The following is a 15,570-nucleotide window of genomic DNA, read 5'->3' as shown; positions in this document are numbered from 1 at the left end:
ACCAAAAACATTGCACTTTATAAAGGTAAATTTTTGAAATTTAGCATTCTTTATATTTATATCTGATTTAAAAGTACACTTTTTAAAGGTAATCTTTTTAAAATTTGTTGAAGCAAAGTTTATATTATATGTTTTTGAATAGAATTCGCACTCTGTAAAAATTAATTTTTCTTTTATATTTACATTAGATGTATTAGAGTCAAACATTTCAATTTTACAATTATCAAATTCTATATTTTTGAAATCGTTTATATTTAAAAATCCAAATTCACAATTTTTAAATTCTATATTGTGTTGTGTTAAAATATCTTGCAATACTTTATTATCTAGTACATCTATTTGGCAAACTTGTTTTATAATATGTTTTTGTTTGTCTCCACCGTCATTTAATGGAATAGACCAACTAACATTATCATCGCCAAAAATTTCTTTTAGTTTTTCATTGGCTAAATTAAATCTATCTGATGTTTCCGATGATGTCAAGCAAGCTCTCTTAAAACTAATTTATGCAATAAATTTAAAAACGTATCATATCTACACTTAATCATTATCCAAACACTCTCTTAAAAATTCTATCTACATTTTTAGTGTAGTAGTTGTAGTCAAAGCACTCTTTGATCTCGTCTTTGCTAAGGCTCTTAGTTAGGTCCTCGTCGTTTAGCAAATTTTGTAAAAATAGGCTGTGGCCTTGCTCGTCGATCGCTTTTTTACCCTCTTGCAAGTCCGCCCAGACCTTCATGGCGTTGCGCTGAACGATCTTGTAGGCGTCCTCTCTAGAAATTCCACGCTGTGGCAGCTGTAAAAGCACACGTTGCGAAAATACCAAACCGCCTGTTAAATTTAAATTTTTCATCATATTTTCTGGATAGACGACTAAATTTGCTATCAAATTTTTGATGCGAACCAGCATAAAATCAGCCGTGATAAACATGTCTGGCAGGATAAATCTCTCAACCGAGCTATGACTGATGTCGCGCTCGTGCCAAAGGGCGACGTTTTCAAGCGCTGGTGTGACGTATGAGCGTAGCACCCTGCAAAGGCCAGTGATGTTTTCACTAAGAACTGGGTTGCGCTTGTGCGGCATGGCGCTTGAGCCTTTTTGTCCTGGGCTAAAATACTCCTCCGCCTCATAAACCTCGGTCCTTTGGTAGTGTCTAACGGCGACTGCGATCTTCTCGCAAGTGGAGGCAAGCACTGCGATAGCGCTCACCACGTGGGCGTAGCGGTCACGCTGGATCACTTGATTTGACGCTGGGGCAGCTTTAAGACCAAGCTCCTCGCATGTTAGCTCTTCAAATTCCATCGGAGCGTGGGCTAAATTTCCCATAGCGCCTGATAGTTTGCCATAGCTGATCGTATCTTTTGCGTCTTTGATGAGCTTAAGCGCCCTTGCGATCTCGTCGTACCAGATGGCAAGCACTAGGCCAAAAGTTATCGGCTCGCCGTGGATGCCGTGGCTTCTGCCGACCATGAGCGTGTGCTTGTGCTCGTTTGCCCTATCTTTGACCGCCTGCATAAACTCCTCGACGTCACTTATGATGAGCTCCAAGCTCTCTTTCATCTGAAGCGCGACGGCCGTGTCGATGCAGTCGCTTGAGGTCATGCCGTAGTGTACGAACCTGCTCTCATCGCCAAGGCTCTCGCTGACGCTTGTCAAAAATGCGATGACGTCGTGCTTTGTCGTCTTTTCTATCTCGTCGATGCGAGCCACTTCAAATTTAGCGTTTTTGCAAATTTTCTCGCAGTCGCTGTCACTTATGAAGCCGAGCTTATTCCAAGCTTTAACAGCAGCTTTTTCTACCTTGAGCCAAGCGTCGTATTTTGCTTGTATGCTCCACTTTTCAGCCATCTCTTTGCGTGAGTATCTTTCGACCATTGTTGAACCTTTTGTGTTAGTTTGCTTTTGTCCTGAAAGTATAAATTTGGCTTTTTGGGCCAGAAATCACATCGTGTAATTTTCCTAAATTTAAGTTTTGATTATATAAAATCCGGGCTGAAATGTCGGTTATACGCTTATAAATTTGGGCTTAAGATAGCTCGCTCATTTTTCAAAAGGATCATTTTTGCCCTATGTAAATAAATTTATCACCACTGCAGATCATCAAAAAGCTTATGAAATTTTACTCCAAAATGGCTTTAACATGAGCCAAACCCAGCGCCTCATCGATAAAGGCAGGCTGATCTGTGGCGGCAGTGTCGTGAGCGAAAAAAATGCCGTTTTGTCTGGTGATGTATTTTTGATCGACTATGAGGCGGAGCCAAAGGGGCTTAAGCCGATCTTTGAGTGTGAGAGCTTTGCAGTTTTTGACAAGCCAAGTGGCGTGCTCAGCCACCCAAATGGCAGGCACTGCGACTACTCGCTAAATGATGAAATTTACACACTTTTTGGACGAAATGCTAGTGTCGCACATAGGCTGGACTTTGAAACAAGCGGCGTAATAGTCGTGGGAAAAGATAGAAATTCCACGATAAAACTAAAGAAAATCTTTGAAAACAGAGAGGTTTCTAAAAGCTATGTCGCGATGGTGCAAGGCAAGATCGAGCGAGAATTTACGATCGATGCCAAAATGAATCTAGCGAACAACTACGACGATGTGAAAATGCGAATGCAAATTTGTGAAAATGGGAAAAGTGCGGTGACTAAAATTTTGCCGATAAAGTATTTTGACGATATCAATACGACTTTAATTCGAGCCATCCCACTCACTGGCAGGCAACATCAAATTAGGTTGCATTTGTTTCATGTGAAACACAAGATCCTTGGCGAACCACTTTATGGTTTGTCACGTCCGCAGATCGAGAAAATTTTAGACAAAGAGATGAGTGAGAGTAAACGGATAAATTTAACTGGTGCAAAAAGGCTCTTGCTTCACTCGGACGAAATTTCATTTAAATTTGATGAAATTTTTTACACCATAAAAAGCAAATTTGACGCCGAAAGTGAGTTTTATAAATTTGCAAAAAAAGCAAATAATCAAACTATTTAAATTTCAAAAAGTTTTTCTAGCAAAAATAATCTATAAAAATTTTTCCTAATTTTGCTTTTAAATTTGACATAGAATTTCCATTAAAAGATAGAATTAGATTTTTAGTGTCGCCACATTGTGATTTAAATTTTGGCAATCGACTTTGCGTTTTTGTTTTCCACTCACAAAATTTCATGCCAAATTTTTAGAATTTATTTTAAAGTTTTATTTTCCTCTTTCAAAACTTTTAGGATCAGCCCAAGCCCAGCGCTAGCAACCAGCACTATAAAAATTATCTCAGAGATATCAAGAGCTGTCATTTTTTACTCACGTTAGTTTTATCGTTAGTTGGTTTTTCTTCTGTTTTAGCTGCACTCTTATCGCTAACGTTAGCTCTGAATTTAGGATTTTCATTTCGCTGTTTTAGCTGTCCACAAGCAGCACTTATATCAAGCCCTTTGCTCTGTCTGATCGTGCAAGTGACACCATGATCCCTTAGATATTCTTGAAATTTTAGCATGCTAGCAAGCTCAGGCCGTCCAAATTCACTACCTTCATGCGGGTTAAAGTAGATCAAATTTACTTTTGCCTTGATACCATGCAGCAGTTTAACCAGCTTTTTCGCATCACTAACACTATCGTTTAGGTCTTTAATAACAAGGTATTCAAACATCACACGCTTTCTCATATCGATAGGAAATCCCCTAACAGCGTCCATAACAGCCTCGATATTATACGCCTTATTTATTGGCATCAGGCGACTTCTAAGCTCGTTAGTAACAGCATGTAGCGATATGGCCAGCAAGACACCAAGGTCCATCTCGCCAAGCTTTTTTATCTGACTACCAAGGCCGCTAGTTGAAACGGTTTGGCGGCGTGGCGATATGGCTAGACCCTCATTAAGAGCTAAAATTTTGATCGCTTTACTAACGTTAGCAAGGTTATCAAGCGGTTCGCCCATACCCATATAAACGACATTTATGCGCCTCTCATATGGTATGTTATTCTCTCTTTTTATCCACAAAATTTGTCCCACGATCTCGCCAGCAGTCAAATTTCTAACAAGGCCGCCCTTTGCTGTTAGGCAAAAAGCACAGCCCATTTTACAGCCGACTTGCGAACTAACACAAACAGTGTAACGAGCATGGCGACTAACCTTACCATCCTCGTCGCTGATCTCCTCTTTCATCGGCAGCAAAACGCTCTCTATCTTTAGCCCATCTTTTAACTCGAAAAGATACTTGATCGAGCCGTCGCTACTTTGCTCAAATTTCACACATTTTAAAGGATCAAGGTAAAATTTCTCGGCTAGATCCTGACGCATATCTTTTGGCAAATTTAGCATTTGGCTAAATTCCGTAGCATTTTTTTTGTAAACCCACTCATAAATTTGCGTCGCTCTAAAAGAGGGAGAGACCAGCTCTTTTAACTCTTCAATGCTAAGATCAAGCAAATTTTTCACATATTTTCCTTTACATATTTTGTTAGTAGCTCTTTGGCTTTTGCGTGATTTTTTATAAAATCAGCATGCGCATTTTCATCGCAAAAATTTGTCGCTACAAAAATTCCATAAGCTGGAATTTTAAAAATTTGAGCCACTTTTAAGACAGAAAAAAACTCCATATTTTCTAAAAAATAGCCCTTTTCAAACATTTTATGAGCCAAATTTTTATCTGTCGTTATGAAATTTGATGAATTTGTTTTGATAGTTCCACGTGAAACGATAGAAGAAATTTCACACTCGATAGGCGAATAAGATCTATTTTCTATGCTAGAAATTTCAACATTTGCCCCAACCGAGCTTTCATAAATTTGCAAAATTTCACCATCTTTATATAGACCAGCTGAACCAACAAAAACTATCTTTTCTGGCATCTGATATAAATTTGGCTCAGGATTTTTTGATAAATTTTGGCATAAATTTTGCAGCTCTGGGTTTGATGAGTTTGCAAATTTAGCCTCGATCTTTGCAAGATAATGTGGGTCAATATTCTTTAAATTTATACTCTTTTCATCTGCTCCCACACATGATCTTTTTTGCAAAAACTTTGTCAAATTTATCGCCATATCGACTAGCCCCACCCCCATCGGCAAGGCAAAGTCAAAAATTTCATTTTTACCAGCTGAGATAACTAACATCAAAGTCTAACCTCAACGCCGTTTGTCTTAAGATACTCTTTTAGCTTTTTTATCTCGATCTCGCCAAAGTGAAATATCGAAGCAGCAAGGCACGCATCAGCCCCGGCCTCAAAAGCATCTTTAAAATGCTCCATTTTCCCTGCACCCCCACTTGCGATAGTCGGTATAGAAAGCGCACTAAAGATCTTTGTTAGCTCCAAGCTAAAGCCCTGTTTGACGCCGTCATTATCCATAGACGTTAGCAAAATTTCCCCTGCTCCGCGCGACTCGACCTCTTTTGCCCAAGCAAAGGCATCTTTTTTCGTATCGATCCTGCCGCCATTTATAAAAACACTATAACCATTTTCGATCTTTTTGGCGTCGATCGCTACGACGACGCACTGCGAGCCAAATTTCTTAGCCGCTTCGTCGATCAAATTTGGATCTTTTATCGCCGATGAGTTTAGGCTCACCTTATCGCAGCCCGCATTTAAAAGGCGCGAGATATCATCGATCGTGCGTATGCCACCGCCAACGGTTAGGGGTATAAAAAGCTTGCTTGCGACCTTTTTTACCACATCAACTATCGTATCACGGCCAAGGTGAGAGGCTGTGATATCCAAAAAGCAAAGCTCGTCAGCACCCTCGTCGTTGTATCTTTTAGCTATCTCGACTGGGTCTCCAGCATCGACAAGTCCAACAAAATTTACACCTTTTACGACCCTGCCATCTTTTACGTCGAGGCATGGGATTATGCGTTTTGCAAAATGATTCAAATTTATCCTTTGTCTATCTTTCTAGCTGCCACCTCAAAGTAAGGCAAACTAGCCCAATTTTCTCGGTTTCCAACTATATAAATAACCTCTTTTGCCCTTGTTAGCGCCACATTTAGCAGATTTGGTTTGCTAGCAGCCCACGCTCTAGCGCCCTTTGTAGCTCCACCTAACACAAATACGATAACATCAGCCTCTTTGCCCTGCATCGTGTGGATAGTGCCAGTACCTTTTAAATTTCTACAAACATCTTTAAATGGCGTTATTATCCTGATGTTATTTTTCTCATCAGCTAGCTCGCCTGCCAAGAGCTCTTTAACCACCTCGCCCTCGGCTTTGTTGTAGTTTCCTATCCACTCCTCGCTTCTAACATCTATCCACTTTGTTTGCACGTTAGTGTTTACAAATTTACTAGCTGCACTTCTGCCAAGTATCATCATATCATCGTATGTAGTCTCGTTTGAGATCTCAAACATAGGGTTAGCGCACCTTCTATGCACGATCAGTGGCGAGCCGACCCAGATACTCTCGCCACTGCCTTTTATATATGTGCCGATATTTTGCGCTTTGTCGGCTCTTAGTTGCACAGAGGATCTAAGCAAGTTAAACTCCTCTTTTGCCTCGCAGTAGCTAAGGATAGCGTTATTTAAACTAACTGGTAGTGTTACGACTGGTTCAAGCTGAAGCGGGTCGCCAACCACCACGGCCATCTTTGAGCGAAGCAAGGCGCCTAACGCGTTAGTTAAATTTGCCTGTCCTGCTTCGTCTATCAAAAGTATCCCTATATCACCATTTAAAAGCTCTTTAAAGGTGTTATTAAACGAGGCAAAAGTCGAGCTAACAACTGGCGTTAGCAAGAAGAGCCCCTTGATGATCTCGCGTCTATGCTTTGCCTCTAAGCCGTTTTTCTCAGCCATCTTTTCATCGTTAAAGATAACGCTAAGGGCACGTAAATTTGTCCTAACAGCCTCTTTGCAGGCAAAAATAGCCGCCTTATGCAAATTTAGCGCCTCTTTAAAAAGTTCTATCCTAGCCTTAAAAAGCTTTGTCTTGTGAAATTTCTCATCTATGCCAAATTCCATCATAAATGGCATACTCTTTTGCATCTCTTCGTTGCTCTCGCCAAAGCTGCCGTTTAGATAACTATCTAGCTCCTCACTCCTGCCAAGTATCTTTTGGCGTCTAGCAAAGTCGCTTTGTAGCCTTTTGTAAAGATTTATCTTAGTATTTAGCTCTGCAGCCCTGCTCTGCTGCCCTGCTATATCGCTTTTTAGCTCATTTAGCCTTGCCTCATTTTTCTCTTTGCTCTCGCCATTTTGCTTACTAGCTTTTAAATTTTGCTCAGCTATCTGGCGGTTTATCTCGCCAACCTTTAGCGCCTCGTCATTATACTTTTCAAAGGCCTCTGTCTTAAAAATCTGCTGAAAGAGAAAAAATGGCGGCTTTTCTGGTGTGTTTAAATACCCCTGCAAGGCCTCATTTTGACTAACAAGCCTTGTTAGCTCGCTAAATTCAGCCTTTTTATCTTCAAGCTCGCCACTAACGCTAGCAAACTCGCTCTCAAGCGGAGATAAAAGCTCATCTATCTGCTTGGCTGAGTTATAGCTCTCTAGCCTTCTATCGACGTCAGCTAGCTCTGTTTTAAGGCTCTTTAGCTCCTCTTCTTTGATCCTGATCTCACTAAAAAGTAAATTTACCTCGTGAAGCGCGAGGTTAAATTTCTCCTTTGCCTCGTCGTAGTCATCAACTCCTTCGCCAACTGCCAGATATTTGCCAAGCCCCATCAAAAAGCCATCTTGCTCCAAAAACTCGCCATACTCTTTTGTGATCTTGTCATACTGGCTGTGAGTAGCCTCGATCTTTACGCCATTAATTGCGTTAAAAACGAAATTTGACTTGTTTTGCTTTGAGCCAAGCGCCACGCAAAATAGCCCCCAAGCTGGCTTTGAGATAAAGGACTTCTCGCCAAATTCACTCTTTTCATCAGCCGAGAGCAGCCTTGTGGCTATAAATTTAAAATAATCAATCTCGCCCGCATAATCACCTATGCTCTTTAGCTGGCTTAGCTCTTTGCTCAAAATCTCAACCGCGCCGTTGTTACAAGAGCTAACGACCATCTCGAAGCCCTGCAGCTCGTCATTTAGCCTAAAATAAAGCGCCTTTTCGTCACTGTCATAAACTGGCTCAAAGATATCATGTCTGCTCATTTGTGCGAGCTTCATCGCCCTAAGCGTGACAACCTCAGCCATCACGTCCTTTAAAAGTGTCGTTTTACCAGTGCCTGGAGCGCCATTTACGCTATAAATCCCGCCGTTACCTTCTTTAAATTTCTCTATGATGTTATTTAGCGCCATTTGCTGTGAGAAATTTAGTGCAAAATCACTCGCAAAAGCCGATCTTGGGTAGCGCTCAGCCTTAAAAAAATCCCTAACCGCCCTTTGATTTATCTCATCTCTAACGTCAAGCCGCTCAAATTTATTCTCACCGCCCTCGTCTAAAAACTGATCCGTTAGCTCATGCGTCCTGCCTGACTCGTAAAATTTGATAAGCAAATTTATATCATCTATAAAAAAACTATTTAAAAGGGCGTCGTTCTCTTTAAAATTTGGGTCAGCGATCCTTACTTCAAGCCTGATCACGTCTTTGCAAAATGGCGTCTTTAGCGAGTTTTTTAGCTCCTCATGGACTGCTTTTACATAGTCGCTAAGCTTCATTTTCTCTTTGTGGATAGAAATTTTATCCTTGATGTGCTCACACTCTTTGTTAAAGTCGTTTTGACTGATCTCTTTTAGGTGATTTAGCCGCACCATCGCCCAAGGAGCCGTTGGGATGAAAAGCTCATTTGATGAGTTTGGCGTGAAAAATGGGCTTAGCTCATCATCTAAATTTACATCTTTTAGAGCAAAATTTTGCTCATTTTTGCAAAAGAGTAGATCGCCAGAGAGCTTAAGTTTATAACAAAATGCCTTTTCAAAGCTCGTTTGCTCAGAGCGTAGCTCCTCTAAAATTTGCTCTTTTTCAAATTTCACCTTTGCTAGCTTTGATATCGCAAGGGCGAGCAGATCAGTCTCAAAAATGCCGCCATAAATAGAAATTTCTACACCATTTTTTAAAAGTGACCTATCAAATGCCCTTAAAATTTGCATAAATTTCTCATCGAAATTTGCGATATCAAGGTCCATTGATTTTTTAAATTTGCTATTTGTCTTTTTTGGCTCGTCTAAGGTTTTTGGCTCTAAATATTGTGATAATAAAAAGTATTTTAAGGTATTTGCCCTACTCAAATTTGCGCCTTATTTTGTTGTTATTTAGTGATTATAGTCCATTTTATATATGATTAAACTAAACTTGTAATCATTGTATAAGTAATTTTTGGCTAATATCGCGGCTATGATAAAGGCAAAAAAGCACTTTGGACAGAATTTTTTACAAGACAAAGCGACACTAGATAAGATCATCCAAGCGATACCCAAGGACGTAGAAAACGTCGTTGAGATTGGGCCTGGCTTAGGTGATTTGACATTTAGACTTTTGCAAATTTATAAGACGACCTCTTTTGAGATAGATTGTGAGCTGTTTCAAATTTTAAAGGTCAAATTTGCAAATGAGATCCAAAATGGACAATTAAAACTTTTTTGTAAAGATGCTTTAGAGCAGTGGCAGCAAGAGGGCGGACTAAGTAGCCAGAACTACTTTTTAGTCGCAAATTTGCCCTATTACGTTGCTACGAAGATGATACTAAATGCGATAGATGATAAAAAATGCCTTGGGCTTATTGTGATGATACAAAAAGAGGTTGCTCTTAAATTTAGTGCAAAGAGCAAGGATAAAGAATTTAGCGCTTTATCGATCCTCGCTTCACTTCAAGGCAGGTGTGAGCTTTTGTTTGACGTGGATGCAAAGCTTTTCAACCCACCTCCAAAGGTCACATCTTCAGTCATCAAACTACAAAAAACAACAAAGATTTTTGGCAAAGACGGGATTTTCAAAGATGCAAAACAATACGAGGCTTTTAAAACATTTTTAAGAGCTGCGTTTGCTTCGCCAAGAAAGACGCTTTTGAAAAATTTATCCACAAATTTTGACAAAAAGGCGTTAGAAGAAATTTTTGAAGACCTAGGCTTAGCTCAAAATTTACGTCCACACGAGCTAGATGTCGATTCTTATCTAAAAGTATTTGAAAGATTAAAGGAAGATAATGAACGACAAAAACGAAGAGAAAGTTGTAACTAACCAAAGTAAAAACAACAAAAGACGAAGATTTAGACCAAAAAATAAGCCAAAACAAGAGGGCGAAACTACCGAGCAGACCTCACTAGCAAGCAAAAGCGTGATAGATAACTTCTTTGCAGCAGAGCAGGCCGAAAGCGAAACTCACGCTGAGCCAAAAAGTCAAAATCCTCGCCCAAAAAAACCAAAAAATAGTAAAAATCAAGCAAAAACTGGCGAAAACAATAAACCAAAAGAGCAAAAACAGCAAAAAGAAAAGCCAAAACAAGAGCCAAAAGCTGAAGCCAAAAACGAGGCAAAAGAGCAAAAAGAGAAGCCAAAAAAGGCTAAAAAACCAAAGAAAAATTTACCCGCAAAGCTAAATGGCAACGAGCAATGGCAGCAAGATATCGCAAGCGCTATGGAGGCAAACAAAGCCACTCACGAGCTAAGACTTGAGCCACTAAAATATCTAAATTCAAGCGAGCATAAAATTCGCATAACACCACTTGGTGGTCTTGGCGAGATCGGCGGCAATATGACGATATTTGAAACAGAAACCAGCGCCATCATCGTTGATATCGGCATGAGCTTTCCAAGCGAGAGCATGCACGGCGTGGATATCCTTATCCCAGACTTTGACTACGTTCGCAAGATAAAAGATAAGATAAAAGGCGTCATCATCACCCACGCACACGAGGATCACATCGGCGCGGTGCCTTATTTTTACAAAGAGTTTAAATTTCCTATCTACGCCACACCGCTTCCGCTTGGTATGATAAATAATAAATTTGAAGAGCACGGCCTAAAACAAGAGCGCTCACTCTTTCGCTCAGTAGAAAAGAGAAAGCCATATCTTATAGGCGACTTTGAGGTCGAGTGGATACATATAACGCACTCTATCATCGACGCCTCAGCACTTGCTATCACGACAAAGGCAGGCACTATCATCCACACAGGCGACTTTAAAATCGACCACACGCCGATAGACGGCTACCCAACAGATCTTGGCAGACTAGCGTACTATGGCGAGCGTGGCGTGCTTTGTCTATTAAGCGATAGCACAAACAGCTATAAAGAGGGCTTTACAAAGAGTGAAAGTAGCGTTGGCAAGACCTTTGACGCGATATTTTCAAAAGCAAAAGGGCGCGTAATAATGAGTACATTTAGCTCAAACATCCACCGCGTCTATCAAGCGATCGAGTGGGGGCTAAAATACAACCGCAAAGTCTGTGTCATCGGCAGATCAATGGAGCGAAATTTATACACTGCGATGGAGCTTGGCTACATCAAGCTTGATAAGAAAATTTTTATCGATGCAAACGAGGTTGGTAAATTTAAAGATGACGAGGTGCTTATCGTCACCACTGGCTCTCAGGGCGAGACTATGAGCGCGCTTTACCGCATGGCAACAGATGAGCACAAATATATAAAGATAAAGCCAAGCGATCAGATCATAATCAGCTCAAAAGCTATCCCAGGTAATGAAAATAGCGTCTCAACGGTGCTAAATTTCTTACTAAAATCAGGTGCGAGCGTCGCTTACCAAGACTTTAGTGAGATCCACGTCAGCGGCCACGCAGCACAAGAAGAGCAAAAGCTGATGCTTCGCCTCATAAAACCAAAATTTTTCTTGCCAGTGCACGGCGAATATAACCACATCGCAAAGCACAAAGAGACAGCCATTAGCTGTGGTGTGGATGAGCGAAATATCTATCTAATGAGCGACGGCGATCAGATGGAGGTTTGTCAAAAGTACCTAAAACGTGTAAAAACGGTAAAAACCGGCAAAGTCTTCATAGATAATCAAATAAATAAACAAATCGCAGACGACGTCGTCATAGACAGACAAAATCTCGCTGAAGCAGGTGTCGTCATGATAATCGCTCAAATTTCACGCCACGGCGCAAAGCTCATCAACAAGCCTCGCGTCATCAGCTACGGCCTTGTGGGTGACAAGCAAGACGCTGAGTTTAGAAAAGAGATGGAGGGCGTTTTGGAGCAATACTTAAGCAACGTAAAAGAGGAGCTTTTGAAAGATAGCAGACTACTCGAGTCACAAGTGCGCCAAGTGATCAGAAAGCACATCTTTAGAAAGGTCAAAAAGTACCCAACTATCGTGCCGATCATCTATCTAATGTAAGGGAAATTTATGCAGACAATGAACCAAATCGCCGCTGAAGTTTTAGAGATAGAAGCAAACGAGCTTTTAAGACACGCTAAAAGCGTAGAGATAGAAGATGCTGTAAATTTGATATTTAACGCAAAGGGCAAAGTCATAGTAACAGGCGTGGGCAAGAGCGGTCACGTGGGCGCAAAGATCGCTGCCACGCTTGCAAGCACTGGCACGCCAAGCTTTTTCTTGCACCCAACAGAGGCTATGCATGGAGATCTAGGCATGATAGAAAAGGACGATATTTTGTTAGCCATTAGCTTTAGTGGCGAGAGCGATGAGCTTGTCAAAATTTTGCCTCATGTAAAGCGCTTTGGCGTGAAAATCATCGCCATGGCAAGGAGCAAAACAAGCTCACTTGGTAAATTTAGCGATGCTTTTATAGATATAAATGTAGAAAAAGAGGCCTGCCCACTAAATGCTGCTCCAACAGCATCAACCACGCTAACGCTAGCTCTTGGCGATGCATTAGCTGTTTGTTTGATGCAAAAGAGAGGCTTTAAAAAAGAGGACTTTGCAAATTTTCATCCAGGTGGTAGCCTTGGCAAGAGGCTATTTTTGAAGGTTAAAGATGTGATGAGAAGCGAAAATTTACCGATAGTCCGCTGGGATGCAAGCCTAAAAAGCGCGATCGATACGATGACGCATGGCAAGCTTGGCACGGTTCTTATCGTTGATAAAGATGGCGTGCTAGACGCCCTTTTAAGTGACGGCGATCTTAGGCGTGCACTTATGAGAGAGGACTTTGACCTAGAAGAGCCAGCGATGAAATTTGCAACCTTGCATCCAAAAGAGATAGATAACAAAGAGATGTTAGCAGTAGATGCGTTAGCCCTCATAGAAAAGTATAAAATTCAGCTTCTAGCCGTCGTAGAAAATGGCGTGCCCGTAGGCGTTTTACACATCCATGACCTTGCAAATTTAGGACTATAAAATGGAAAAAACAAGACTAAATAAATTTATTTCACATAACACAAACTACTCACGCCGTGAGGCAGATGAGCTGATAAAAGCTGGCAAGGTTAGCATAGCAGGACGTGTGGTTAGCGACCTTGCTACAAGCGTGGATGAAGATGACAAAGTACGTATAAATGGCCGTTTGATAAAGCTAAAGAAGGAATTTACTGTTATCATTTATCACAAACAAAAGGGTGAGCTAGTTAGTAAGAAAGATGACCGCGGACGAAAGACGATATATGACACGTTAGATAAGAAATTTGCCAAATTTGTTAGCGTAGGGCGCTTAGACTATGCAAGTGAGGGGCTACTTTTGCTAACTGACGCCCCAGCGATCGCCACAGCGCTAATGAATAGCGACTTAGAGCGCGAATACTACCTAAAAGTAAAAGGCGAGGTAACAAAAGAGGTGATAGAAGCTATGACAAATGGCTTTTTCGCCAAGGACGCCACCAAAGGCGCTCACGCAAAAACAACTATAAAATCAATGGAATTTAAGCCATTTCTAGCCTACAAAGTCTTTGGCTCAAGCGGTGGTTACACAAAACTAAAGGTCATCATCAATGAGGGTCAAAATAGGGAGCTTCGTCGCTTCTTTGGCTACTTTGATCTTGAAGTGATGGATCTAAAACGTGTTAGTTTTGGGCGTGTTAGCCTTGATATGCTAAAGCCTGGCAAATGGCGCTACTTCGAAAACAGCGAATACGAAGACCTAAGAGACTTTTTAAAAGTTAATAACATTAGATACTAACATCAGGCTTGTTTCTCTAACGAAGAGGCAAATTAAATTTATAAAAATGAAGAAAAATTGAAAAAGATTGTTCTTTTATCTCTGATCTTACTTACTACCAGCTTTTCTAAGGATCTTTTTGAGCTTGGGCTTGAGGCTTACGATAAGGGCGAGTTTGATAAAGCCGCCAAACAATGGCAAAGAGGTTGTAATGGTGGGGATATTGATAGTTGCACTAATTTAGGAACTTTATATGAAAACGGTCAAGGTGTGGCACAGGACTATAATAAAGCAGCCGCCTTGTATAAACACGCTTGTGATAGTAAAGATGCTACTGGTTGCTATAATCTAGGTGGTTTTTATGAAAGAGGACAAGGAGTAGAGCAAGACTATACCAAAGCTGCCAAACTATACAAAAAAGCTTGTGATGGCAATGTTGCCCAAGCCTACCATAATTTGGGAGTTTTATATGTAAATGGTCTGGGTGTAGAGAAAGACTATTATAAAGCAGCTCAATTATGGCAAAAAGCTTGCGGTGACAAATATAGCACTAGCTGTTACAATTTAGGGATTTTATACAATATTGGTCAAGGTGTAAAACAAGACTACAGTAAATCAGCAGAATTATATGAAAAAGCTTGCAATAATGGATACAATCGCGGTTGTTTTAATTTAGGAGCTTTTTATCTAAAAGGCAAAGGCGCAAAACAAGACTACCACATAGCAAAAGAATATTTTTATAAAGCTTGCGAATTAGGGCTTCAACCAGGGTGTGACGTTTATAAAAAGTTAAACGAAAAAGGCCTTTAATACTAAAAATAATCCAACAGGGTTCTAGCAAATTTAGAGCTTCATAAATTTATATCTTATTTTCTGAAAGTAGGATGTTTATATATGGATTTAGCAGCGTTTCGCCGCGTGCTGCGTAGAGCAAAAACCTCTTTAGAGTAGTTGTCGTTTATACAATAGGTGTGAAATTTATACACTAACATCAGGCTTGCTTCTCTAACAAAGAGGCAAGTAAAATTTACAAATATGAAGAAGAGATGAAAAAGATTATTCTTTTATCCGTGATCTTACTAACTACTGGCTTTTGCGAGGATCCTTTTAAGCTTGGGCTTGAGGCCTACGATAAGGGCGAGTTTGATAAAGCTGCCAAGCAATGGCAAAAAAGCTTGTGACGATAATGTCGCCCGTGCTTGTCATAATTTAGGCTTTTTATACGAGGATGCCAAAGGCGTAAAACAAGACTATAACAAAGCAGCCGAGCTATATAAACGATCATGCGATGGTGGATTTGTCGGCAGCTGTCTAAATTTAGGTGTTTTATATATAAAAGGTCAAGGGGTAGAACAAGACTATAGCAAGGCTACCGAGCTATATAAAAAGGCTTGCGACGGAGACATCGCCGAAGCTTGCCATAACTTAGGTGCCTTATATGCGCTAGGCAAAGGCGTAAGGCAGGACTATCACTTGGCAAAAAAATACGTTTTTAAAGCTTGCACTCTAGGTTTTCAAGATGGGTGCGACTATCTTAACAAAATGATTGATAGCAATGCCACAGATGATAATGATGAAAAGATTGAGATCATACTTAAAACTATGAGTAAAACTATCAATCATCTAAAACAAATCGACTAACTT

General features: G+C 40.5%; 14 protein-coding genes. 8 read left to right on the top strand and 6 right to left on the bottom strand.

Translation table 11 applies throughout. The annotated features are described in order from the left end of the window. Positions 1-483: hypothetical protein (locus CYP84_RS03885; RefSeq protein ID WP_219809657.1), on the bottom strand; the 483-nt coding region annotated here is incomplete at its 3' end. Between the two features lie 64 nt (positions 484-547). Next, positions 548-1,876: an adenylosuccinate lyase gene (gene purB / locus CYP84_RS03880; RefSeq protein WP_103636740.1), complete on the bottom strand. Its 1,329-nt coding sequence runs from the start codon at positions 1,874-1,876 to the stop codon at positions 548-550. Between the two features lie 187 nt (positions 1,877-2,063). On the opposite strand from purB, the gene CYP84_RS03875 reads away from it, so the two are divergent. After that, entirely contained in the window at positions 2,064-2,987 is a 924-nt protein-coding gene (locus CYP84_RS03875) for a pseudouridine synthase family protein (RefSeq protein ID WP_103636739.1), read from the top strand. 295 nt (positions 2,988-3,282) lie between these two features. Here the strand turns inward: CYP84_RS03875 and rlmN are convergent, their stop codons facing one another. The 4 genes from rlmN to CYP84_RS03855 are packed head-to-tail and all read right to left on the bottom strand — an operon-like array spanning position 3,283 to position 9,141. Then, positions 3,283-4,428, bottom strand: a complete 1,146-nt coding sequence (rlmN, locus tag CYP84_RS03870) for a 23S rRNA (adenine(2503)-C(2))-methyltransferase RlmN (RefSeq protein ID WP_103636738.1) — start codon at positions 4,426-4,428, stop codon at positions 3,283-3,285. Continuing rightward, a complete protein-coding gene (locus tag CYP84_RS03865) occupies positions 4,425-5,105 on the bottom strand; it encodes a purine-nucleoside phosphorylase (RefSeq protein ID WP_103636737.1) in 681 nt (226 codons plus the stop codon). The genes rlmN and CYP84_RS03865 overlap by 4 nt, the downstream gene beginning before the upstream one ends. Next, on the bottom strand, positions 5,105-5,860 hold the full coding sequence (gene hisF, locus CYP84_RS03860; protein ID WP_103636736.1) for an imidazole glycerol phosphate synthase subunit HisF: 756 nt from the start codon (positions 5,858-5,860) through the stop codon (positions 5,105-5,107). Before hisF ends, CYP84_RS03865 begins: the two co-directional genes overlap by 1 nt. A gap of 2 nt (positions 5,861-5,862) precedes the next feature. After that, on the bottom strand, positions 5,863-9,141 hold the full coding sequence (locus tag CYP84_RS03855; protein WP_103636735.1) for a DEAD/DEAH box helicase: 3,279 nt from the start codon (positions 9,139-9,141) through the stop codon (positions 5,863-5,865). 106 nt (positions 9,142-9,247) lie between these two features. Here CYP84_RS03855 and rsmA point away from each other — a divergent pair, with 106 nt between their 5' ends. The 7 genes from rsmA (at position 9,248) to CYP84_RS03825 (ending at position 15,567) form a co-directional block, all read left to right on the top strand. Then, positions 9,248-10,090, top strand: coding sequence for a 16S rRNA (adenine(1518)-N(6)/adenine(1519)-N(6))-dimethyltransferase RsmA (gene rsmA, locus CYP84_RS03850; protein ID WP_103636741.1), 843 nt, complete (start codon positions 9,248-9,250; stop codon positions 10,088-10,090). Further along, the gene (locus CYP84_RS03845) at positions 10,056-12,209 is read left to right on the top strand and encodes a ribonuclease J (RefSeq protein ID WP_180996376.1); all 2,154 of its coding nucleotides are present in this window, start codon (positions 10,056-10,058) and stop codon (positions 12,207-12,209) included. The genes rsmA and CYP84_RS03845 overlap by 35 nt, the downstream gene beginning before the upstream one ends. Positions 12,210-12,218: 9 nt before the next feature. Then, positions 12,219-13,172: a KpsF/GutQ family sugar-phosphate isomerase gene (locus CYP84_RS03840; protein ID WP_103567107.1), complete on the top strand. Its 954-nt coding sequence runs from the start codon at positions 12,219-12,221 to the stop codon at positions 13,170-13,172. Position 13,173: 1 nt separating this feature from the next. Then, positions 13,174-13,947 carry a pseudouridine synthase gene (locus CYP84_RS03835; protein ID WP_103567106.1) on the top strand — a complete coding sequence of 258 codons (774 nt, stop codon included), beginning with the start codon at positions 13,174-13,176 and terminating at the stop codon, positions 13,945-13,947. Between the two features lie 57 nt (positions 13,948-14,004). Further along, positions 14,005-14,736 (top strand): tetratricopeptide repeat protein, encoded by a 732-nt coding sequence (locus CYP84_RS03830; RefSeq protein WP_103636734.1) that lies wholly within the window; start codon positions 14,005-14,007, stop codon positions 14,734-14,736. A gap of 236 nt (positions 14,737-14,972) precedes the next feature. Beyond that, positions 14,973-15,107 carry a hypothetical protein gene (locus CYP84_RS10995; RefSeq protein WP_258033888.1) on the top strand — a complete coding sequence of 45 codons (135 nt, stop codon included), beginning with the start codon at positions 14,973-14,975 and terminating at the stop codon, positions 15,105-15,107. Next, positions 15,070-15,567, top strand: a complete 498-nt coding sequence (locus CYP84_RS03825; RefSeq protein ID WP_180996375.1) for a tetratricopeptide repeat protein — start codon at positions 15,070-15,072, stop codon at positions 15,565-15,567. Before CYP84_RS10995 ends, CYP84_RS03825 begins: the two co-directional genes overlap by 38 nt. Positions 15,568-15,570: the final 3 nt, after the last annotated feature.

It is taken from the genome of Campylobacter concisus, from assembly GCF_002912425.1.
Lineage (GTDB): Bacteria > Campylobacterota > Campylobacteria > Campylobacterales > Campylobacteraceae > Campylobacter_A > Campylobacter_A concisus_AH.
Note: the sequence above shows the minus strand (reverse complement) of the source record. Positions and strands in the feature narration are given on the sequence as shown.

What these genes read in the sequence shown, in the direction of transcription:
- purB (WP_103636740.1), bottom strand. Translation starts at nt 1,876, where the DNA reads ATGGTCGAAAGATACTCACGCAAAGAGATGGCTGAAAAGTGGAGCATA.
- CYP84_RS03835 (WP_103567106.1), top strand. Translation starts at nt 13,174, where the DNA reads ATGGAAAAAACAAGACTAAATAAATTTATTTCACATAACACAAACTAC.
- CYP84_RS03840 (WP_103567107.1), top strand. Translation starts at nt 12,219, where the DNA reads ATGCAGACAATGAACCAAATCGCCGCTGAAGTTTTAGAGATAGAAGCA.
- CYP84_RS03845 (WP_180996376.1), top strand. Translation starts at nt 10,056, where the DNA reads ATGAACGACAAAAACGAAGAGAAAGTTGTAACTAACCAAAGTAAAAAC.
- CYP84_RS03865 (WP_103636737.1), bottom strand. Translation starts at nt 5,105, where the DNA reads ATGTTAGTTATCTCAGCTGGTAAAAATGAAATTTTTGACTTTGCCTTG.
- CYP84_RS10995 (WP_258033888.1), top strand. Translation starts at nt 14,973, where the DNA reads ATGAAAAAGATTATTCTTTTATCCGTGATCTTACTAACTACTGGCTTT.
- rsmA (WP_103636741.1), top strand. Translation starts at nt 9,248, where the DNA reads ATGATAAAGGCAAAAAAGCACTTTGGACAGAATTTTTTACAAGACAAA.